The 20,364-nt window shown below is 60.6% G+C and carries 13 protein-coding genes and 1 tRNA gene; 4 read left to right on the top strand and 10 right to left on the bottom strand.

All coding sequences use genetic code 11. The features are described from left to right. Positions 1 to 621 precede the first annotated feature (621 nt). Complete coding sequence (locus AC6I1V_RS11780) at positions 622 to 2,115, top strand: phospholipase D-like domain-containing protein (protein ID WP_486853976.1); 1,494 nt, start codon at positions 622 to 624, stop codon at positions 2,113 to 2,115. Here AC6I1V_RS11780 and AC6I1V_RS11775 read toward each other — a convergent pair. Continuing rightward, positions 2,000 to 4,528 carry a ribonuclease R family protein gene (locus AC6I1V_RS11775; protein WP_486853975.1) on the bottom strand — a complete coding sequence of 843 codons (2,529 nt, stop codon included), beginning with the start codon at positions 4,526 to 4,528 and terminating at the stop codon, positions 2,000 to 2,002. The two genes, AC6I1V_RS11780 and AC6I1V_RS11775, sit on opposite strands and share 116 nt — an antisense overlap. A 276-nt stretch (positions 4,529 to 4,804) precedes the next feature. Next, positions 4,805 to 5,194, bottom strand: coding sequence for a winged helix-turn-helix transcriptional regulator (locus AC6I1V_RS11770; RefSeq protein WP_337431348.1), 390 nt, complete (start codon positions 5,192 to 5,194; stop codon positions 4,805 to 4,807). Positions 5,195 to 5,344: 150 nt separating this feature from the next. Here AC6I1V_RS11770 and AC6I1V_RS11765 point away from each other — a divergent pair, with 150 nt between their 5' ends. Beyond that, a complete protein-coding gene (locus AC6I1V_RS11765) occupies positions 5,345 to 6,001 on the top strand; it encodes a flavodoxin family protein (protein WP_308770666.1) in 657 nt (218 codons plus the stop codon). On the opposite strand, the gene lpxK is transcribed toward AC6I1V_RS11765, so the two are convergent. From lpxK to panB, 3 genes are all read right to left on the bottom strand, one after another. Next, a complete protein-coding gene (gene lpxK, locus AC6I1V_RS11760) occupies positions 5,998 to 7,053 on the bottom strand; it encodes a tetraacyldisaccharide 4'-kinase (protein WP_486853974.1) in 1,056 nt (351 codons plus the stop codon). The two genes, AC6I1V_RS11765 and lpxK, sit on opposite strands and share 4 nt — an antisense overlap. Positions 7,054 to 7,628: 575 nt before the next feature. Then, positions 7,629 to 8,483 (bottom strand): pantoate--beta-alanine ligase, encoded by an 855-nt coding sequence (gene panC, locus AC6I1V_RS11755; RefSeq protein WP_308771080.1) that lies wholly within the window; start codon positions 8,481 to 8,483, stop codon positions 7,629 to 7,631. A gap of 33 nt (positions 8,484 to 8,516) precedes the next feature. Next, a complete protein-coding gene (panB, locus tag AC6I1V_RS11750; protein WP_486853973.1) occupies positions 8,517 to 9,401 on the bottom strand; it encodes a 3-methyl-2-oxobutanoate hydroxymethyltransferase in 885 nt (294 codons plus the stop codon). 277 nt (positions 9,402 to 9,678) lie between these two features. On the opposite strand from panB, the gene AC6I1V_RS11745 reads away from it, so the two are divergent. Both AC6I1V_RS11745 and AC6I1V_RS11740 read left to right on the top strand, forming a co-directional pair. After that, positions 9,679 to 10,701 (top strand): NAD-dependent epimerase/dehydratase family protein, encoded by a 1,023-nt coding sequence (locus tag AC6I1V_RS11745; RefSeq protein WP_486853972.1) that lies wholly within the window; start codon positions 9,679 to 9,681, stop codon positions 10,699 to 10,701. 144 nt (positions 10,702 to 10,845) lie between these two features. Further along, positions 10,846 to 10,922 (top strand) — tRNA-Pro (locus AC6I1V_RS11740). 587 nt (positions 10,923 to 11,509) lie between these two features. Here AC6I1V_RS11740 and AC6I1V_RS11735 read toward each other — a convergent pair. The 5 genes from AC6I1V_RS11735 to AC6I1V_RS11715 form a co-directional block, all read right to left on the bottom strand. Beyond that, a complete protein-coding gene (locus AC6I1V_RS11735; protein WP_486853971.1) occupies positions 11,510 to 11,959 on the bottom strand; it encodes a universal stress protein in 450 nt (149 codons plus the stop codon). 557 nt (positions 11,960 to 12,516) lie between these two features. Next, on the bottom strand, positions 12,517 to 15,648 hold the full coding sequence (locus AC6I1V_RS11730) for an efflux RND transporter permease subunit (RefSeq protein WP_486853970.1): 3,132 nt from the start codon (positions 15,646 to 15,648) through the stop codon (positions 12,517 to 12,519). Positions 15,649 to 16,122: 474 nt separating this feature from the next. Beyond that, the gene (locus AC6I1V_RS11725) at positions 16,123 to 17,259 is read right to left on the bottom strand and encodes an efflux RND transporter periplasmic adaptor subunit (protein WP_337431982.1); all 1,137 of its coding nucleotides are present in this window, start codon (positions 17,257 to 17,259) and stop codon (positions 16,123 to 16,125) included. Between the two features lie 293 nt (positions 17,260 to 17,552). Then, a complete protein-coding gene (locus tag AC6I1V_RS11720) occupies positions 17,553 to 18,533 on the bottom strand; it encodes an asparaginase (protein WP_479859315.1) in 981 nt (326 codons plus the stop codon). 855 nt (positions 18,534 to 19,388) lie between these two features. Next, the gene (locus AC6I1V_RS11715) at positions 19,389 to 20,276 is read right to left on the bottom strand and encodes an acetamidase/formamidase family protein (protein ID WP_497736999.1); all 888 of its coding nucleotides are present in this window, start codon (positions 20,274 to 20,276) and stop codon (positions 19,389 to 19,391) included. Positions 20,277 to 20,364: the final 88 nt, after the last annotated feature.

The following is a 20,364-nucleotide window of genomic DNA, read 5'->3' as shown; positions in this document are numbered from 1 at the left end:
GCGGCACCCCATTCCAAAGCGTACTGCGGACGAAATTCGGCACATCCACCCTTTAGGGCGGGCCCTGTCATGGCAGGCGGCTGTTTGATCTCCCCAGTATGGCGAAAAATACGGGCTTTTTCTTCGCTTTTTCCGCTGATGGCTCCATACTTAGGGATGTTATTGATTGTTCCCTTGGAATGTTAAGAAATAAAACATCAACCGGTTGTTATGGCACAGCCTTAGGCCGTGTCGCCAATCTAATATAATCGACTGAAGTTATTTAACTATTTTTCAAGCCATAAAAATATTTTGAATGATTTTCAAATAGTTATATTCAAAAAACGACGACACGCCCTAGGATAAGGAAAGGGCGGCCCCGTGCCGGGTGTTTCTGAGGAATCCGCCCAAAGGGTTTGGGCAGGGATCCTGAAAAGCCCGTGCCTGGCGTTTTTGGGGAGCAGGGGAAAGCCCCCCTCCGGGAAAGGGTTCCCTCCGCCGGCACCCACGCGCCTTTCAGCGGGAACATCCCCCGGCGTCCCATACAGGGCAGGAAGGCCTGCCGCATCTCCTCGCCCCCAGCAGATTCGGAGCAGGGCCGGGGCCGGAGATTCCAAGAGAGGCCCTCCTCCACGTCCACCTATGCTCTACATCTCCCTCCTGCTCGCACTGCTGGCCGTGACGTGCCTGATCTTCGTCCCGAATACGGTGATCCTGCTGGTACTCGTGGCCATCGTGCACGGGTTCGCCATCTACAGCGCCTGCCATGCCCTGCTGCACAAGCGTGATTCCCGGTCGGCCCTCGGCTGGATCGCCATCATCCTCTTTATGCCCCCGGTCGGGCTGCCGCTGTACTGGCTGTTCGGGATCGCCCGGATCGACAGCCAAGCCGTCCGGCTTATGGAAAAAGCCGCCCGGAAGGTCATAGGCGGCCTTGTGGATCTGCACGGCAAATCGCTGACGGAAAAGCCGGAAGGCTTCATCGACAAGGACGAAGTCCCGCACGCATGGCACTACCTCGTCAATCCGGGTTCCAGCATCACCGGGCGCTGCATGATCGAAGGCAACAGCCTCACCGTGCTGCACAACGGCGAGGCCGCCTATCCGGTCATGCTCAAAGCCATCAGCGAGGCCAGGGAACGGGTCTTCCTGTCGAGCTTCATTTTCGGTTACGACGAAGTGGGCAAGAGCTTCGCCGCCGCCCTGCGCGCCGCGGCCGAACGCGGCTGCGACGTGCGCCTGCTCATGGACGGCGTGGGCTCCTTCCACCTGTGGCCGGGCTGGCGCAAGCGCCTCGGCCCGGACGTCAAGCTCGCCTACTTCCTGCCGCCGCGCCTCATCCCGCCCCAGTTTTCCATCAACCTGCGGACGCACCGCAAAGTCCTGATCTGCGACGGCGAAACCGGCTTCACCGGCGGCATGAACATTTCACAGAACCACCTCGTCAACCTGAAACGCCGTTCACGGGTGCAGGACGTGCATTTCCGCTGCCTCGGCCCCATCGCGCAGCAGCTTGAAATCGCCTTCCTCATGGACTGGAGCTTCGCCACCGGGGGACACGCGAACTTTACCGTGCATCCCGTGAAAAAACAGGGAAGTTCGCTCTGCCGTATCCTCATGGACGGCCCCGGCACGCCTGAGGACACCATCCTCGATCTCGTCTGCGCCCAGATTTCGGCGGCGCGGCATTCCGTGCGGATCATGAGCCCGTACTTCCTGCCGCCGCACCGTCTGCACGGCGAGCTGGTAAGCGCAGTCCTGCGCGGCGTGGACGTGAGCGTCATCCTGCCCGATGAGAACAACCACCGCCTTGTGGACTGGGCCATGCGCCACCAGATGCCCATGCTGGCGGACAGGGGCGTGAAGATTTACCGCCAGCCCCCGCCCTTCGCCCACACCAAGCTCCTGCTCATCGACGGCGAATATACCCTGCTCGGCTCCGCCAACCTCGACCCCCGCAGCCTCAACCTCAACTTTGAGCTGGTCATGGAAGTGCTGGATCTCCGGCTGGCGGAACAGCTCAGCGCCTTTTATGACGAGGTACGAAGCCGTTCCGTTTCCGTCCCGACGACCTACCCGGCGCTTCCCTGCCGCCTGCGGAACGCCGCGAGCTGGCTCTTTTCGCCGTACCTGTAGCCCCTTCCAGCTCAAGGTTCACCTCAAGCCGCCCGATATGCACGTCGGTCAGCCGCACGGTGACGGCCTGCCCCAGACGGAAGCGCCGCCCCGTGCCCACGCCGATGAGCTCCTGCCGATCAGGATCGTACTCGAACCAGTCGTCGCGGAACGCCGTGAGCCGCACCATGCCCTCGACGGGCATCTCGTCGAACTCCACGAAAAAGCCGAACTCCGTCACCCCGGAAATGACGCCGGTGAACGTCTCGCCGGTGCGCTCCCGCAGCAGGAGGCACCCAAGGCGGCGGGCGATTTCCCGCTCGGCCTCGGCCGCGGCGCGCTCACGGGCATTGCACTGATCCGCCGCCATGAGCAGCTTGTGCCCGGCGAGGATCGGCCCCTGCGCCGCGCCGAGCGCAAAGGCCAGCGCCCGGTGCACCAGCAGGTCGGCGTAGCGCCGGATGGGTGACGTGAAATGGCAATAGCAGGGGGAAGCCAGCCCGAAATGCTCGCCCGCTTCCGGGGAGTACCGGGCCTGCATCATGGAGCGCAGCACGAGCCGCCCCACAAGGTACTCCTGCGGCGTGCCGCCGGCCTGTGCCAGGATGTCCCGAAGGCGCGAGGGCGAAGGCCTTTCGCCCCGCTTGAGGGTCAGGAGATCGCTCTGGGCGAGATCCGTGGACGCCAGCGTGCGGAACAGCGTGGACAGCCGATCCGGATCGGGCGCGGGATGGATGCGGTACGGGAACGGCGTGCCCTTCTCCGTGAGGAAGCGGGCCACGGCCTCGTTCGCCGCCAGCATGAATTCTTCGATCAGCCGGTGCGCGAACAGCCGGACGCGCCGCTTGATGTCCTCCACTTCCCCGGTGGAGCGGTTCACGATGAACTGCGCTTCCGGCAGATCGAAATCAAGGCTCCCCCGCGCCTGACGCCGTTCGAGCAGAAGGTGCGCCAGCGCTTCGGCGTCCTTCAAATACGGATGCCGCACCGCCAGCCCGCCGCCGTGATCCAGCGCCTCCTGCACGCCTTCGTAGGTGAGCCGCCCCCGCGACCGGATCACGCCCGGAAAAAACGCCGACGTGCGCGGGATGCCCCGCTCGTCGAACCCTATCCGTGCCGCCATGACCAGCCGATCCTCGTCGGGGCGCAGGCTGCACAGGCCGTTGGACAACACTTCGGGCAGCATGGGTTCCACGGAGGCCGGGAAATAGTAGGAATTGCCGCGCTCACGGGCTTCCCGATCCAGCCGCGAACCCGGCAGCACGAAATGGCCCACGTCCGCGATGGCGACCCACAGCTCCCATGCTGCGCCGTCGGGCGCGCCGGGAAGCCGCCGGACATACACCGCGTCGTCAAAATCGCGGGCGTCCTCGCCGTCGATGGTTACGAACGGCACGCCGCGCAGATCCTGCCGTTTCGACGTGGATGCCTTTGAAACCCGGTCGATGGGCAGCGCGTCCTCCACGCTGCCGAGCGGTTTCAGCCCTCCCAAATCCGCCGCGCCTTCCGCCGCGCGCTTTTCCAGCTCGGCGGCCTCGGCCAGCACGTTGGGCGGGAAGTCCAGCGGGATTTCGTGGTTCAGCTTGGTCAGGCGCTCCTGCACCATCGCGTCTTCCTCAAGCCCGAGCGATACGCGGGCCGTGCCCCGCCAGAGGCCGTCCTCGACCTTCTCTTCCGGCGTGACCAGCAGCAGTTCCCCGATTTTCGGCGCGGCCTTCAACGCGGAAACGTCCACGTCAAGCAGGAAATCGAGCCGGGGATCAGCCGGGCGGCACAGGACGCCGCGCGGCGTCTGGTTCCGGGTGGCGTGGACGGCCAGTTCCTTCTGGCGGCGTTCGAGCACGCGGATGATCCGTCCTTCCGGGTTCCGCATCTTGCCGCCCCGGTGCTGCGGGGACGGCTGCAGGGCCACTTCCACGCGGTCGCCGTGCCACGCGTCGCCCAAAAAGCCGGGATGGATAAAAATATCGGGTTGCAGCCGGGATTCCACACGGTCGCGCTTGCCGCCGTCGACGGGCTTCGGGGCGTCCTCGGCCGATTCCTGCACCGCGTCCGGGGTCACGAACCCAGCCCCGGAGCGCTGGATGGACAGCACGCCGGTTACAATCCGGGCCTGCGACGCCTCCACCCACTTGCCGCCGCGAAGCCGGATGACCCGGCCTTCGGCCTGCAGGGCGTCGAGCAGGCTCTCAAGCGGCTTCTTGTCCCGCCGGGACAAATCAAGGAAACGGATCAGATCATCGAGGCGCACGGGATGGCGGATTTTGCCCATCAGCCCCAGCACCTCCTCAACGTCCAACCCGCCGGGGACGCTCACAAACGCCTGTTCGACGTCCGTGCGGCGGGCGTTCTTTTTGCCGGGCCGGGCCGGATTGGAAGTGCCCTTTCGGACGGTATCAGCAAAATACCCGCGCTGGCGGGGATGTTTTTTCATAGGAAAACCTTTTTGGATGTGGGAAGGAAGGGGAAGAGGAATCGGGGGAGCGGAAGGAAAACCCATTCAGAAGAAGGGCTTCTTCCCGCTCCCCGAACTCCACGCCCCACCTCCTCGAACTTTTATACAAGCGGGCGTCAGGCCGGGGCACGATGCGGAACCGGGCCGCCCGGAGGGGCCTTTGCAGGGTGGCGGAATCGGGACGGAAAAAAGGCATGGATGAGTATGGCCCAGATAAAACGGGCTGGCAATGCGTGAGAATGCGGCGATAACGGCTCAGTCCGAAGGCGGATCGGCCTCGGCGGTGCGGGCAAGCTGCTTCTCGCCCCATTTGTACAGTTCGCGCAGCGCCGGGAGCAATTCCCGGCCCGGCCCGGTCAATGAATACTCCACCCGTGGGGGGACTTCGCCGAAATCGTCCCTGCGCACAAGCCCGGCGGCTTCCAGTTCCCTCAGGCACTGGGTCAGCATGATGTTCGTGATGCCGACGACGCTCCGTTTCAGCTCGTTGTAGCGGACGGATTCCGCATCGAACAAATGCCAGAGCACCGGCAGTTTCCATTTGCCGCCGATCAGGTTCAGCGCATGGATGATCGGGCACGGCACGGTGTATATGTTCGCATGGGGAAGCTCCGTGCTGTATCCGGTACGCCCTTTTCCGCCCATGACAACAACCTTCCTATAACTTTTTTCAAAACAACATCTTATCAAACAGTGCAGGGCAGGAAAAACTGCGTACTTGTTTTTTCGCAGCCGTTTCCCAATACTCTGGATGCATCGGGCCGGAGCCCCGGCCCCAAACCCAAGGAGAACCCCATGACGTATTATGCCATCAACGGAAGCCCCAGGAAAACCCACAACACCGCAACCATCCTGAACAAAGCCCTTGAAGGCGTGAAGGCGGCCGATCCGCTGGCGCAAACGGAACTGATCCATCTCTACAGCCATGACTTTTCCGGCTGCGTGAGCTGTTTCGAGTGCAAGCGCCTCGGCGGGAAAAGCTACGGCAAATGCGCCGTCCGGGACGGTTTGACGCCGATTCTGGAGCGCCTTGCCGAAGCGGACGGCATCATCTTCGGCTCGCCCGTCTATTTCCACAGCATTACCGGCAAGATGCGAATGTTCTTTGAAAGGCTGCTCTTCCAATATTTCGTCTACGACGCCGACTATTCCGCGCTGTCCCCGAAACGGATGCCCACGGCGTTCGTCTACACCATGAACGTGCCCTACCAAGTCATGCTTGAGAGCCACTACACGGAGAGCTTCCAGAGCATGGAGTCTTTCATTCAGAGGGTATTCTCCAAGCCCGAAATCCTCTATGTGAACGACACATACCAATTCAGCGACTACAGCAAATACAAGGCCGATCGTTTCTCGGAACCCGACAAGGCCCGCCAGCGGGAACGGCAGTTCCCCATCGACTGTCAAAAAGCCTTTGAGTTGGGCAAGGCTCTGGTGAAGCGCAACGGCTAGAAAAGCCCCTTGCGCTCCGCCCACGCATCCAGCCAATGCGGGAAAGCGGCCTCGGCCCACAGCGCGGGCCCGAAGGCCGCTTCAACCCGCAGCGCCCATGCATCCGCCAGCCCCAGTTCCCGCAGCTTCACGGCGTCCTTTCCGGTGCAGATGACGGACATGCCGAGCCCCTCCAGCTTTGCCGCGTCTTCCGGCGTATAGGCATGGTGATCGGGGTAAACGATATATTCGGCGGGCTCGCGGCCCATGAACCGGGCTACCGTTTCCCGCACCTGCGCCGGATCGCCCACGCCCGTCGCCAGCGCATACGGCTTCCCGGCAAACGCTTCGGCATCCCGGCACTCGTCCGCCCCGATCCTGTGCAATGAAACCGGGCGCAGCGAAAAACCGAACAGCGGCCGCCGGAACCCGGCAAGGCGCCGTTCGCAGGCCGGGCGCAGGCCCTCCCATGCTTCCGGCGGGCACTTGATCATGAAAACATCGGCCCGCTCCAGCGCTTCCGGGCCTTCGCGCCATGCCCCGGCGGGGATCACGCGGCCCCAGCCGTCGCCCAGATCGTCGGGCCGCAGAAGGACGATATCGAGATCGCGCCGCACCTTCACATGCTGGAAACCGTCGTCCAGCACGAACAAATCCGGGCCCAGCCGTTCCTCCGCCCAGCGTCCCGAACGCCTGCGATCCGGGTCCACCATCACAGCAGCGGACGGGTGCTCAAGCGCCAGCATAAGCGGTTCGTCCCCCGCCTCCCCCGGCGTCCGCAACGGCGACACATGCAGCGGCAATTCCGGGGGCCGTGCCTTATACCCCCGCGACAGCACCGCCGCCCGCAGGCCCCGCGCCTCGCTCCAGCCGAGCAGCCAATCCACCACGGGCGTTTTGCCCGTCCCGCCCCATGCGATGTTCCCCACGGAAACGCACGGGCACGCGGGCCGGAACGCGGGCGAGCCTTCGCTTTCCCATTTTGCCCTGCGCGCGGCGAGTATGCGGCGGTACAGCAACGAAACCGGCGTCAGCAGCGGCCTCAGTCGTTTTTGCCAGATCAACGGGTTCATGGCGTTCCTTTTTGGGGGATAGGGAGAAGAGGAGGAAGAGGAAGATTGGGGAAGGGGGAGAACCTTTCTGGAGAAAGGTTCTCCCCCTTCCCCAAACCCCATCCCCCACTCCCAAGACTTTCGCCTTTATCGAATCCCTTTTCCCAGCTTTTCCGGCTGCGGAGAAAAAAGTTGAGTGTTTTTAACGTAACCACTTCAAAAAATACGTTTTCAAGAAAAAGAGAGGCCCCAAAACGCTTCTTTTTTGCACGGACAAGAAAGACAAAGGCCCTGTTATATGCGGTTGTTTCTCATCTCCACAGTGCGTTGAAAAATGCAGCCTTTTTTCCGGTTTTCCCCTTGGCGGGAGCTGCGGCTAAGGCATTTTGCCGGTCATCCCTTTGGAACTTCAAGGAAAAAAGCGTCAACCATTTTCTATAACACAGCCAAGACAAAAAAACTTCCTTGCCTCCCCATTCTCCGAACAGGGATTCGATAAGGTCAAAAGTCTTTGGAAGGAGAAGGGAGGGGGTTCGGGGGAGGGGAGAGGAAACCTTTCCTCAGAAAGGTTTCCTCTCCCCTCCCCCGATTCATCTTCACTCCCCAACCTTCAACAACATATTGTCAATCAGCCTCGCCTTGCCAAGACGGACGGCAAGCGCGCACAAAGCCGCGTCCCCAATGCGATCAACCTTGGTCAGGGCGGCGGGATCGACGATGGAGATGTAATCCTCCTGCCCTGTGGGGAGATGCTCGGCCAGATAGCCACGGACGGCCTCAATGATTCTGGCGGCGTCGCGTTCCCCTCCGGCGGCGAGCCCGGCGGCCATTTCGAGCGACTTGCGGATCTGCGGGGCTTGGGCGCGCTCTTCGGGCGTCAGGTAAACATTGCGGGAGCTGAGGGCCAGCCCGTCGGCTTCCCGTACGATGGGCCGCCCGACGACCTCCACAGGCACGTTCAGATCGGAAACCATCTTCTTGATGATGGCGAGCTGCTGCCAATCCTTCTCGCCGAATACGGCAAGGCTGGGCTGGGCCAGCATGAACAGTTTCAAGACCACCGTGCACACGCCCCGGAAGTGGACGGGGCGGCTGAGGCCGCACAGGGTGCCGGCAAGCGCGGGCACTTCCACCCATGTGGCGTGATCGGGCGCATACATGCCTGCCGGATCGGGGGCATAGAGCACGTCCACGCCCAGCTCGCGGGCCAGCGCGGAGTCTTTTTCAAAATCGCGCGGATACGCTTCCAGATCCTCGTTGGGGCCGAACTGCGTCGGATTGACGAAAAGGCTGACGATCACCTTGTCGGCCACCGAACGGGCATAGGAAATCAGGCTGGCGTGCCCGGCGTGGTAATACCCCATTGTAGGCACAAGGGCCGTTTTCAGCCCCTGACGCCGCCACTCGGCACACACGGAATGCAACGCTTCCGGGGAATGAATGATCTGCATCGTCTTTCCCATCTCCATAACAGGAAGAAAATGTTACTCGGCTTCGCGCAGCCGATTTTCCAACCGGGCGCGCTCTTCCTCATCCATACTGAAGCTGTGCGCCGGAGTGGGGAACGCCCCGCTGCGTACCTCTTCGGCATAATCCCGCACGGCCTGCTCCATCAGGGTACCCAGTTCGGCATACCGCTTGACGAAACGCGGCGTAAACCCGCTGTACAGCCCAAGCATGTCGTGCAGGACGAGCACCTGCCCGTCACAATCGGCCCCCGCCCCTATGCCGATGGTGGGAATGGAAAGCCGGGCCGTAATCGCCGCCGCGAGAGGCGCGGGAATGGCCTCAAGCACGATGGCGAAACATCCGGCTTCTTCGAGCGCCGCCGCCTCATCAAGCAACGATTGTGCGGCTTCGGCGCGCTTGCCCTGCACCTTGAAGCCTCCAAGCTGTGCGGCCCGCTGGGGCGTCAGGCCGATGTGCCCCATGACGGGGATGCCCGCGCCCACCAGCGCGCGGATCTGGGGCAGAAAAGCGCCTTCGAGCTTGACGGCTCTGACGCCGCTTTCCCGGACAAGACGCGCCGCGTTGGAAAGCGCCGCATCAGGCCCCGGCTCATACGTCATGAACGGCATGTCCGCCACGACGAGGGCGCGATGCATTCCCTGCACAACCGCGCGGCAATGATGGATCATTTCGTCCAAAGTGACCGACAGGGTGTCATTGCGCCCGAGCATGACCATACCGAGGGAATCGCCCACCAGCACCATATCGACCCCGGCCCGATCCACAATACGGGCCGAGGGCGTGTCGTACGCGGTGACCATAGCCAGCTTCCGCCGGTTTTTGGCATCCCGTATATCCAGGATGGAAAGCGGTTTCTCGTCAGTGGAAAAAGTTTGATATGTACTCACAGCCGTCCTCATAGAGCGGGCAAAAAGGAAATGGAACCTTCCCCAAAAAATCATGAACGTGGTGAGCTTATCACGGAGTGCCTTGAAAGACAAAATACGGGCGGAGGGGAGACATGCACAGGTTCAGTGGGCACGGCGCCGGAACAACTCAAAATACCAGTTGAAATATTCCAAAAGGCATCAGGGAAGCGGATGTATTGCGGGGGCCATGCTTTACAGTGGAGGACGGCGCGGCTACACTTCCGGCTTCAGGGGGGCAAGCCCCGAACCCTTTCCTTTGGAGCCATTGATGTCCAACTATACCGAACTTCTTCAACACATCGAACGAGAACCGAGCACATGGCTCGTCACCGGCGTGGCGGGCTTCATAGGTTCCAACCTGTTGCAGACGCTGTTGTCGCACGGGCAGCGCGTCGTGGGCCTCGACAACTTCCTCACCGGGTATCAGCACAATCTGGACATGGTGCGGGAACTGGTCACCCCGGAGCAGTGGGAGCGCTTCCGCTTCATAGAGGGAGACATCCGCGACCTCGAAACCTGCCGCCAAGCCTGCCAAGGCGTCGAGCACGTCCTGCATGAAGCGGCGCTCGGCTCCGTGCCCCGCTCCATCGAAAACCCGATCATGACCAACGGCTGCAACATTGACGGGTTCCTCAACATGCTCGTCGCGGCCCGTGACTGCGGGGTAAAGAGTTTCGTCTATGCGGCTTCGAGCTCCACCTACGGCGACGAGCCCAACCTGCCGAAGCAGGAAGACCGCATCGGCAAGCCCCTTTCGCCCTACGCCGTGACCAAGTACGTGAACGAGCTCTACGCCGAGGTTTTCGCGCGCAGTTATGGCTTCAAGACCATCGGCCTGCGCTACTTCAACGTGTTCGGCCAACGTCAGGACCCGTACGGCGCGTACGCGGCGGTAATCCCCCAATGGTTCGCCGCCCTGACGAAGGGGGACGCCGTATACGTCAACGGGGATGGCGAAACGTCCCGCGACTTCTGCTACATCGACAATGTGGTGCAGGCGAACCTGCTGGCGTCCTATGCCGCGGAAGAGGCCCGGAACCTCGTCTACAATGTGGCCTTCGGCCAGCGGACCACACTCAACGAACTTTTCGGGCTTATCCGTGACGAAGTCGTCCGCCACAAGCCCAAAGCGGCGGAAGCCAAACCGACCTACCGCGATTTCCGGGCGGGAGACGTACGCCATTCCTTGGCGGACATCACCAGAGCCCGCACGCTGTTGGGCTATGAGCCCGAATATGACGTCCGTCAGGGCCTGCGCCTTGCGAGTGATTGGTACGACGCCCACCTATGAAAAGGCTTGATGCGGCACAGCATTTAATCAGTTGAAATAAATATTGAAACAAACAACGAAGCGTCCCAGAGCCAGAAAAAGTTTACACTTCCCGCAAAAAGTTGTTGACAGCGGGGCATGAGAAAGGTATCTCCATCTGCGTGCCGGGATGTAGCGCAGTCTGGGAGCGCACTTGAATGGGGTTCAAGGGGTCGAAGGTTCAAATCCTTTCATCCCGACCAGCACTTCAAAGAGAATGACCCCAAGGGAATCAACAAAAGTTGGTTCCCTTTTCTCGTTTTTGGAGAAATCCCTATCATAGGAACTGGTTGATGTGTTCTTGAAGTTCCAAAAGCATGACCCCCAAATGCCTCAGGCATGGGGCCAGCCGACAAAAAAACCGGAGAAAAAGGCCGTATTTTCACCATACTGTGGGGATGAGACAACCACATCCTAACGACAGGGCCTTGATTTTTTGCCTCCACCATTATGTGGTCGTTTTATATCTAGGTCGTGTCGTTAAATAGATATAATATATTAAAATTATTTGACTATTTAAATTCGTAAAAGATTATTTTAAATAATTACATATTGAACAACGACATAACCTAAGATATGCTGAAAAATACAGGCTCTTTCTCCTGTTTTCGCTGATGGGTTCATGATTGGGGCACTTTACTGGTTATTCCTCTGGAATTTCAAGAAAACATCAGCCGTTTCCTATGGCACGGCCAATTTTTTTGGCAAAAAGGCCCCGTCCGGCGGGGCTTCATACAAAAAGAGAGAATCCTCTCAGATCCTCTCTTGCTGACGATGCCTTTTGAAGCGGCTACCCGGACTTCTTGGGAGGCCGGATAGTCATCACGGGGCACTTGGCGGACTTCACCACCTCATTGGCTACGGAACCGAAGAACAGCCGGTCCAACCCTTCGCGGGCGTGTGTCCCCATGACGATCATGTCTGCGCCGAGCTCCTTGGCGATCTCCACAATCTTCTCGGCGGGGCGCCCTTCATAGATGAGCCCGTTGACGTCCATGCCGGGGAACCGCTCCTCCACAAAGGCGTCCATATCCCCCCTGGCCCGGGACCAGATGCTTCGCATGCCTTTGGCGATGTCCTCTACGGGAACCTGTAGATTCTCATATGCCGAACGCGACGAGACGACATAAATGACCGAAACCGAAGCCCCTGAAAGCTCCGAGAGCATCTTCGCGTACTCCACGGCGGGATTGACGCTGTCCTTCAGGTCAACTGCACAAAGGATCTTCTTCAGTTCCATGAGAAGCCTCCAGCGTAACGGGTTGGACAATACAGGATTATCTCTATAGTACCTCCCGTTGCGTCAAAGTCAAGCCGGACGGATTTTCAAGGCATTCACCTTTGCAATGATTTTCTAAGGCTGTGTCACAGAAAACGGTTGATGCTTTATTTCCTTAACATTCCAAAGAAATAACCAATAAAATCCCCCAACCACAGAGCCCACCAGCGGGAAAACTTGAGAAAAAGCATGTATTTTCAGTATATTGCCAAAACAAAGCAACCATATACTATGACAGAGCCTTTTCTAAAAATTCATTTTCAATTTCGTATAATTGAATACAAGCTGCCTTGAAAACGCGAATGTCCCGGATTTTCCCAAGCTCATAAGCCGCGGACGGGCGGGGAGGCTTTGCGGGGGGAAACGCTTCCGAAAGAAAGCCTTCCCCCCGCAATACCGCCAAAGAGAGAGAGAGAGAGAGAGAGAGAGAGAGACATTTTCCCTTTTCAGGGGGTGACCCCATCAACCCCGCCCGCATCCCGGCGCAGGTTCCTGCGGAACCATACCCATCCCCGGCCCTAACGCTTCTTCGGATCGGCGGTTCCCCGGCCTTCCCGTGCCTTCCGGTTGAACAGGCGGAAGACCAAGACGAAAAAGACCGGCACAAAGAAAATCCCAAGAGCCGTTGCCGCGAACGTGCCGCCCATAACGCCGGTGCCGATGGCGTTCTGGCTTCCCGAACCCGCCCCAGTGCTTATCGCCAGCGGCAATACGCCGATGAGGAAGGCCAAGGAAGTCATGAGGATGGGCCGCAGGCGCAGCCGGGCCGCCTCCATCGCGGCGTCCGCGAGGCTTGCGCCCTGCTGGAACAGCTCCCGCGCGAACTCCACGATCAGAATGGCGTTCTTTGCCGCGAGCCCTATGGTCGCCAACAGGCCGATCTGGAAATATACGTCGTTGGCCAAGCCGCGCGCACTGGTCGCCGCCACAGCCCCAAGCACGCCGAGGGGCACTACCAGAATGACCGACAACGGAATGCTCCAGCTTTCGTACAGCGCGGCGAGGCAGAGGAACACCACCAAGATGGACAAGGCATAGAGGAACGGCGCCTGCGAACCGGAAAGGCGCTCCTGAAAGGACATCCCCGTCCACTGGTAGCCGATGCCTTCGGGAAGTTCCCCCATCAGCCGCTCCATCTCCAACATGGCCGTACCCGAACTCATCCCGGCGGCGGCACGGCCCTGTATCCGCACGGCGGACACGCCGTTATAGCGCTCAAGCTGCATGGGCCCATACGTCCAGCGGGCCTCGCCGATGGACGTGAACGGCACCATCTCGCCATTATCGTTGCGGAAATACCACCTATTGAAATCTTCGGGCTTCATGCGGAACGGCGCATCGGCCTGTACGTACACTTTTTTGACGCGGCTGCGATCCACGAAGTCGTTGACGTACTTCCCGCCCCACGCGGCGGAAAGATCCGTGTTGATGGCGTCGAGGGACAGCCCGAACGCCCCGGCCTTTTCCTGATCGATGACGACTTCCAACTGTGGGCTGTCGTCCTGCCCGAACGTCCGGACGTTCCGCAGCAGAGGGCTGCGCCGCGCCAGATCCATCAACTGATCCCGCGCCGCGATGAGGGCTTCATGCCCAAGCCCCGCCTGATCCTGCAATTCAAAGTCAAAACCGGTGGCGTTGCCGAGCGAACGGATCGCCGGGGGCGCGGATACGAATATCCGGGCATTGATGATTGAAGAAAAAGCCTGATTCGCCCGGTCGATAATGGCCTGCGCGCGCCGTTCCGGGTCTTTGCGCTCACTCCAGTCGCGGAGACGGATGTTCCCCTGCGCCGAGCTCTGCCCTTTGCCGCCCGATGCGCGTCCGAGGGTCAGCATCATGCCCTGTACGTTTTCCTTTTCATTCTCAAGGAAATGGCGTTCTATCTGTTTGACGATCTTCAAGGTTTCCGTTTCCGTCGATCCCGGGCCGAGCTGGATTTCCACGGTCAGGATGCCCTGATCCTCGTTGGGCAGGAACGATGTGGGCATACGCCACAAGATCCAGCCCGCGCACACGAGCATGGCCAAGTATATGGCCATCATCCTGCCGCCGACCTTGATGATCCTGCCGACGGCCCCCCGGTAGGACATGGTCGCCCGGTCGAAGCTCCGGTTGAACCAGCCGAAAAAGCCGTGCTGCGAGGCCATGTGGCCGGGCTTCAGAAAGCTGGAGCACAATACGGGCGTCAGCACCACCGCCACGACGACGGAAAGGATCATGGCCGACACGATGGTCAGCGAGAACTGGCGGTAGATGGCGCCGACGGTGCCGCCGAAAAAGGCCATCGGCACGAACACGGCGGACAGCACCGCCGCCACGCCGATGAGCGCGCCGGTGATCTGCCCCATCGTCTTGATGGTGGCCTCGCGCGGGGGCAGCCCGTCCTCCTCCATGACGCGGGCCACGTTTTCGACCACGACGATGGCATCGTCCACAAGCAGGCCGATGGCCAGCACCATGCCGAACATCGTCAGCGTGTTGATGCTGAAGCCGAACGCCGCCATAACGCCGAACGTGCCGAGCAGCACCACGGGAACCGCCAGCGAGGGGATGATTGTGGCCCGGAAGTTCTGGAGGAACAGGTAGATGACCACGAACACCAGCACGATGGCCTCAAGCAGGGTCTTGACCACTTCAATGATGGAAATCTTGATGAACGGCACGGTATCGTAGGGCGACACCACTTCCACGCCATGCAGGAAATAGGGGCGCATATCCTCAAGGAAGGCCGCCACCGCATTCGACGTGTTCAAGGCGTTGGCGTCCGAGGCCAGCTTGATGCCCAGGCCCGCCGCGGGCTTGCCGTTGTAGCGGGCCGAAGACGTATAGCTTTCCTGCCCCAGTTCCACACGGGCCACGTCCCGGAGGCGCACGGCGGAACCGTCGGGATTGACGCGCAGCAGGATACGCTCGAACTCCGGAACGGACGTAAGCTGTTTCTGCGCCTTGATGGTGACGTTCATCTGCTGCCCTTCCAGAATGGGCTTGCCGCCGACTTCCCCAAGCGAAACCTGCTTGTTCTGTTCCTTCACCGCATTGATCACGTCGGACGGCGTCAGGCTGTACGAAAGGAGCTTCGAGGGGTTGAGCCAGATGCGCATGGCATAGGGCGCGCCGAACAGGGACACTTCGCCCACGCCGTCCACACGGCTCAAGGGGTCAAGGATGGTGGAGCCCACGAAGTCGCACAGATCCGCCGCGCTCATGGAATCGTCGGACGATACGAACGCGTACATCTGGAGGAAGCTGTCCGCCACCTTGGTTACGGTGAGGCCCTGCCGCGTCACTTCTTCCGGCAGGGACGAGGTGGCGAGCTGGAGCTTGTTCTGCACCTGCATCTGCGCCACGTCGGGATTGGTATCGGGATCGAAGGTAAGCCGGATGGAAACCTGACCGGCAGCGTCGCTGGTGGAATTGATATACAGCAGCCCGTCGATGCCGTTCAGTTTTTGCTCGATGACCTGTGCGACCGTATCTTCAAGCGTCTGGGCCGAGGCCCCGGAATATTTCGCCGTAATGGTGACCACCGGGGGCGCGATGCGCGGATACTGTTCCACGGGCAGGCGGAATATCGAAATCCCCCCCGCCATCATGATGAGGATGGCGATAACCCACGCGAACACCGGACGGTCTATAAAAAAACGTGCCATAAGTTCTCTATGAAGTTATATGGTTATGTATGGGGCTTTCCTAAAAGCCTCTGCCGCAGCACGAGGTTGGCATTGCCTTCCATGACAGATAAAGGCATCGGCCGGGAAAATCTTCCCGTCATGGGGGACACCACCAACTGCCTTCAAAAAACCAATAAAATCAATCGCGGTAAAACCGCACCAGCCCAAAGCTACGGCAAAGCCCCTGAAAAAACGGATGCGTCCCAAACGCTGCCAGAGCCTTCCCTTTTCCGTAAGGGGCGTTTCATCCCCGGCAATACGGAAACGCCCGCTGGGGAAAACGCCGGGAAAGGCCCCCGGCGGGATATTTCCCGTATCGCCGGGCGGATGTTGGCTGCCCAAAAGCCGCCGGCGGTAGGAAGGCGCACGGAAAGAGAGCTTTGCCGGCCCTCTGGAAGCCCAGAAACGCATGGATGGGGGCGCGCCCTTTCCCGGCGCCTTCCGCCTCCCCCGCTATCCTTCGCTCCTGATTTTCACGCTCATGCCGGGGCGGACATTCTGCCCGCCTTCAACGATAACGAGATCTCCGGGATTCAAGCCGGAAAGCACCTGCCACGAATCGCCCACGGTACGGCCCACATCGACAAGCCGGACTTCCGCCTTGCCGCCGCCGTCCACAAGGAGCACGGAAGCCTGCCCCTTCGGGTCGCGCCGCAGCGCCCGCTGCGGAACCAGCAAGGCGTTTTCATCCACGCCTTCGGTGATGACCGCGCGCACGTACATGCCGGGCAACAAAATATGTTCGGGATTAGGGAACAGGGCGCGCAGGGATACCATGCCGGTGCTTTCGTCCACGCTGACGTCCGTGAACTGCAGGCGGCCCTCATGCGGATACATGGCGCCGTTTTCGAGCTTCAGGCGGACAGGCGCTTCCTCGGCGACGGAACGCAGCTCCCCGTTGGTGAACTGGGCGCGCAGCCGCAGCAAATCCTGGCTGGACTGGGTGATATCCACATATACCGGGTCAAGCTGGCGCACGGAGGTCAGCGCCTGCGCCTGATTAGCGGTCACCAGCGCGCCGGGCGTAAACGCCGACTTGCCGATACGCCCTGAAATGGGGGAACGGACTTTCGTATATTCCAAATTGATGCGGGCGGTCTTCACGGCGGCACGGTTCACCGCCACATCCGCCTCGGCCTGCTTGAATGCAGCCTGCGCGTCGTCGTACTCCTGCTTGCTCACCGCCTTGATCGCCAGCAGCTCACGGAAACGCTCCGCCTTCAGCCGCGCCGGGGTGACGTTGGCTTCGGACTTCATGAGCGCGGCCTGCGCGCTGTCCAAAGCGGCCTCATACGTAGCGGGATCGATCTGATACAGGGCCTGCCCCGCCTTCACGTCCGCGCCCTCGGTAAACAAACGCTGCTGGAGGATGCCGCCGACCTGCGGCCTGACTTCCGCCACCTGAAACGACGCGATGCGCCCGGCGAGGGCCGTCGTATAGACTTCCCGCCGGGGTTCCAGTTTGATGACGACGACTTCACGCGGCCCGGAGGCACCGGGGGCGCCCTTGCCCCCCTCCTCACAGGCCAACAGCATCATAGACAACAGCATACACAGAACGGCCCTTGCCAGGGCTCTCGGGTAGCTCATGAAAAGGCTCCTCGGCATCCTGCCGGTATGCGGCGCGGCAGGTTACGGGGTTCTCTGGGATCCCGTTTCTCATAGGGACGGAGGTAGTGTAGCAAGAGACGCCGCAATGAAAAAGCCCACAATCCGGGGGGTTCCAAAAAAATGTGAGACTTTTTTTCATCTGGAGGGCCACAAGGAAGCGGCTCCTGGCCCTTGCGCCCCGTTTGCTTCCCGATCCATACTGCAAAAAAAGACGGCGCGGAATCGCCCCGCGCCATCTTTAACCTGCCTGTTTGTCCTTTTTATGAACTCGATCACGGCGTGTCGAAAAACACCGCCAACCCGTCACGGCTCGACGCCACACCAAGGGCCAGCATCAGCTTGAGCCGGGCCTTGGGCCCACTGGTTTCGCCGCCGAGAATCCCCCCGGCCTCCAGCACGGTTTTGGCCCCGCCCTCGTAGCCGTACACGTCCAGCACGCGCCCGGCTATAGTCCGCGTGGTGATGACCACCGGAATCCCTCTTTCCACGGCGCGGCGGATGCCCGGCAGCACGGCCGGCGGCACGTTGCCCCGACCGAAGCCCTCAAGCACGATCCCTCTGACGTTCCGCTCCACCAGAAAATCGATCAGCAGCGAATCCGAGCCGCTCGCCAGCTTGATCAAATGCACGTCCTCCACCAGCTCCGGCGGACGGATGGATTGCCTGCCGAGCGTATTGCGGCGGAAGACCACGCGGTCGGGATCCACATAGCCGAGCGGCCCCCAAAACGGCGACACGAAGGTTTCCGTGTTCGCGGAGTGGGATTTCACGACCTCGCGTGCGGCGTGGATTTCCTCATTCATGACCACAAGCACGCCTTTCCCGCGGGCTTCGGGACTCGCCGCCGTGCGTACGGCGCAGAGCAGGTTCGCAGGCCCATCCGGGCTGATCTCCGCCGCCGATCGCATGGCTCCGGTCAGGCAGACCGGCTTTTCGCTGTTGTGCACGAGATCCAGCAGATAGGCGGTTTCCTCCAGCGTATCCGTGCCGTGCGTGATCACGACGCCCAGAATGTCCTCATGGCGGAGCAGCTCCTCCACCTTGTTGCCGAGTTCAAACATCCGTTTCGGCGTCATGTGCGGGCTTGGGATATTGGAAAACTCCATGACCTCAATGGGGCACGCCTCACGCAGCCCCGGGACGGAAGCCACCAAATCCTCGCCGCTCACCGCGGGCACGATGCCGTGCGCCGGATCAAGCTTCATGGCGATGGTTCCGCCCGTCGTCAGTACGATTACTTTTTTATTGTCCATGTCGCTCTTCCTGGAAGGCGGAAAAAGATACTTGGAGGAGGGAGGAAGGCCCTTTCTGGAGAAAGGGCCTTCCTCCCTCCTCCAAACCTCCTCCCTCCTTCCCCAAAGACTTTTGACCGATGGGGAGGCCCCGGACGCGGGCACGGGAATCAAGCATACGCCACGCACAGGCTTTCCGCCAAATGCCTCCCCTCCGCCAACAGATCTTGTCCCATTCAAAACAACAGAGTCCCTTTTCCAAAGGCTTTGTTATGTATGTGGTTGTTTCATCTCCACAGTGCGGTAAAAAATGTAGCTTTTTTCCAGTTTTCCACTTGGCGGGCTTCATGGCTGAGGCATTTTGTTGGTTATTCCCTTGGAACGTCATAGAAAAAGGCATCAGCCATTTTCTATGGCGCAGCCTATTTTATTGCTTATTCCTTTGGAATTTCAAGGAAGTAAAGCATCAACCATTTTCTATAACACAGCCTTTCAAAAAACGCGCTGAGAAAACGAAACACGTCAGAAAACCTTTCCACACATTCCTGAGATGATTTTCTCCGCCAGCGCACCCAACAAACAATCCCGCCCCGCATCCCATCCTCCATACGGACACGCTCCGGCCTCCAACCGGTCTTCCCCACGCATGTGGGGATGTCATTGCGGGACAGGAACGCGTTGACGCGATCATGGAGCCTTCCTCATGCACGTGGGGGTGCCATCCTCCATATGGGCACGCTCCGGCCATGCCGCCCCACCCGCAGCCAAGCCGTTTACAAAAGTCTTGGGAGATGGTGGGGGTGGGGTTTGGGGAGGGGGAGGAAGAAGCCTTTCTTCAGAAAGGTTCTTCCTCCCCCTCCCCAATCTTCACCTCCCCTACTCCACCACAACCCCAAACTTGGCCAACACCGATACGGGCATGGCGAAACGGGCGGTCTTGAGGGGATCGACAATCTGGGAAATGCGGGCATGACCGCAGAGGCTCATGAGCATGAGGGCCTCGTCCGCACTGAGGGACGTCTTGGCAAGAAGAAAATCGTGCATGCAGCCCGTCGAAGCATGGATCGCCCCGTCCACAGACTCGGCACTGGCGAGGAAAGAAACCTCATCGCCGTCGTGCAGCAGCGGACAGGGCAGGGATGCGCCTTTCTCCAGCGAAAGATCGAGATCCACCTCGCCGAAAACCTCAAGGCCCGTTACGGAGACTTCCCCGTCGCCCATCGCCGCATGCAAATCCCCAAGGGCAAGATACGCGCCCTCCACGAAAACGGGCAGACGCAGGATCGCGCCCTCACGGATGCCGATGGTGTCCATGTTGCCGCCGTGATCGCCCGGCGTGCCGCAAGGCACCGCCTCGCCGGCAGGAGCCACGCCGATGACCCCAATCATGGGGTTCAGGGGGAACTCCACGCCTTTGAACGTGAAATGCCCATCGGCTATGGGGCAGATGCGCGTGTCCCCCTTCACCCGATCCGGCAGGGCCCCAGCGCCCGGCGCGGTCATGAGCGCCCCGGTTTTACCGGGACGGATGGCCCGGATATGCACGCGGAGCACGTCACCGGGTTCCGCCCCTTCCACCACGATGGGGCCGGTGGCCGGGTTCACGTGCGAAAAGTTGAGCCGGGCTTTCGACTGCCCATCCTCCGTCACCTGCCCGTTGAAACAGTCGCAGGTCTCCACTGTCAACGAACAGGGTGCCGCCACCGTTGCGACGGGTTCGGAAACGCCCATACTGTAGATATGACGCTCACGACAAATACGCATAGATTCTCCTGAAAGACGCCCCGGAAGCGGAAGCCGCCGGCGGAAAAACCCGTCCGGCGGCCCAATCAAGCGTTCCGAGAACGGAAAC

Source organism: Bilophila sp. T19-St14 (assembly GCF_059728385.1).
Note: the sequence above shows the minus strand (reverse complement) of the source record. Positions and strands in the feature narration are given on the sequence as shown.

Excerpts from the sequence above, each read along its gene's own strand:
- AC6I1V_RS11780 (WP_486853976.1), top strand. The coding sequence starts at position 622 with ATGCTCTACATCTCCCTCCTGCTCGCACTGCTGGCCGTGACGTGCCTG.
- AC6I1V_RS11775 (WP_486853975.1), bottom strand. The coding sequence starts at position 4,528 with ATGAAAAAACATCCCCGCCAGCGCGGGTATTTTGCTGATACCGTCCGA.
- AC6I1V_RS11770 (WP_337431348.1), bottom strand. The coding sequence starts at position 5,194 with ATGGGCGGAAAAGGGCGTACCGGATACAGCACGGAGCTTCCCCATGCG.
- AC6I1V_RS11765 (WP_308770666.1), top strand. The coding sequence starts at position 5,345 with ATGACGTATTATGCCATCAACGGAAGCCCCAGGAAAACCCACAACACC.
- lpxK (WP_486853974.1), bottom strand. The coding sequence starts at position 7,053 with ATGAACCCGTTGATCTGGCAAAAACGACTGAGGCCGCTGCTGACGCCG.
- panC (WP_308771080.1), bottom strand. The coding sequence starts at position 8,483 with ATGCAGATCATTCATTCCCCGGAAGCGTTGCATTCCGTGTGTGCCGAG.
- panB (WP_486853973.1), bottom strand. The coding sequence starts at position 9,401 with ATGAGGACGGCTGTGAGTACATATCAAACTTTTTCCACTGACGAGAAA.
- AC6I1V_RS11745 (WP_486853972.1), top strand. The coding sequence starts at position 9,679 with ATGTCCAACTATACCGAACTTCTTCAACACATCGAACGAGAACCGAGC.
- AC6I1V_RS11735 (WP_486853971.1), bottom strand. The coding sequence starts at position 11,959 with ATGGAACTGAAGAAGATCCTTTGTGCAGTTGACCTGAAGGACAGCGTC.
- AC6I1V_RS11730 (WP_486853970.1), bottom strand. The coding sequence starts at position 15,648 with ATGGCACGTTTTTTTATAGACCGTCCGGTGTTCGCGTGGGTTATCGCC.
- AC6I1V_RS11725 (WP_337431982.1), bottom strand. The coding sequence starts at position 17,259 with ATGAGCTACCCGAGAGCCCTGGCAAGGGCCGTTCTGTGTATGCTGTTG.
- AC6I1V_RS11720 (WP_479859315.1), bottom strand. The coding sequence starts at position 18,533 with ATGGACAATAAAAAAGTAATCGTACTGACGACGGGCGGAACCATCGCC.
- AC6I1V_RS11715 (WP_497736999.1), bottom strand. The coding sequence starts at position 20,276 with ATGCGTATTTGTCGTGAGCGTCATATCTACAGTATGGGCGTTTCCGAA.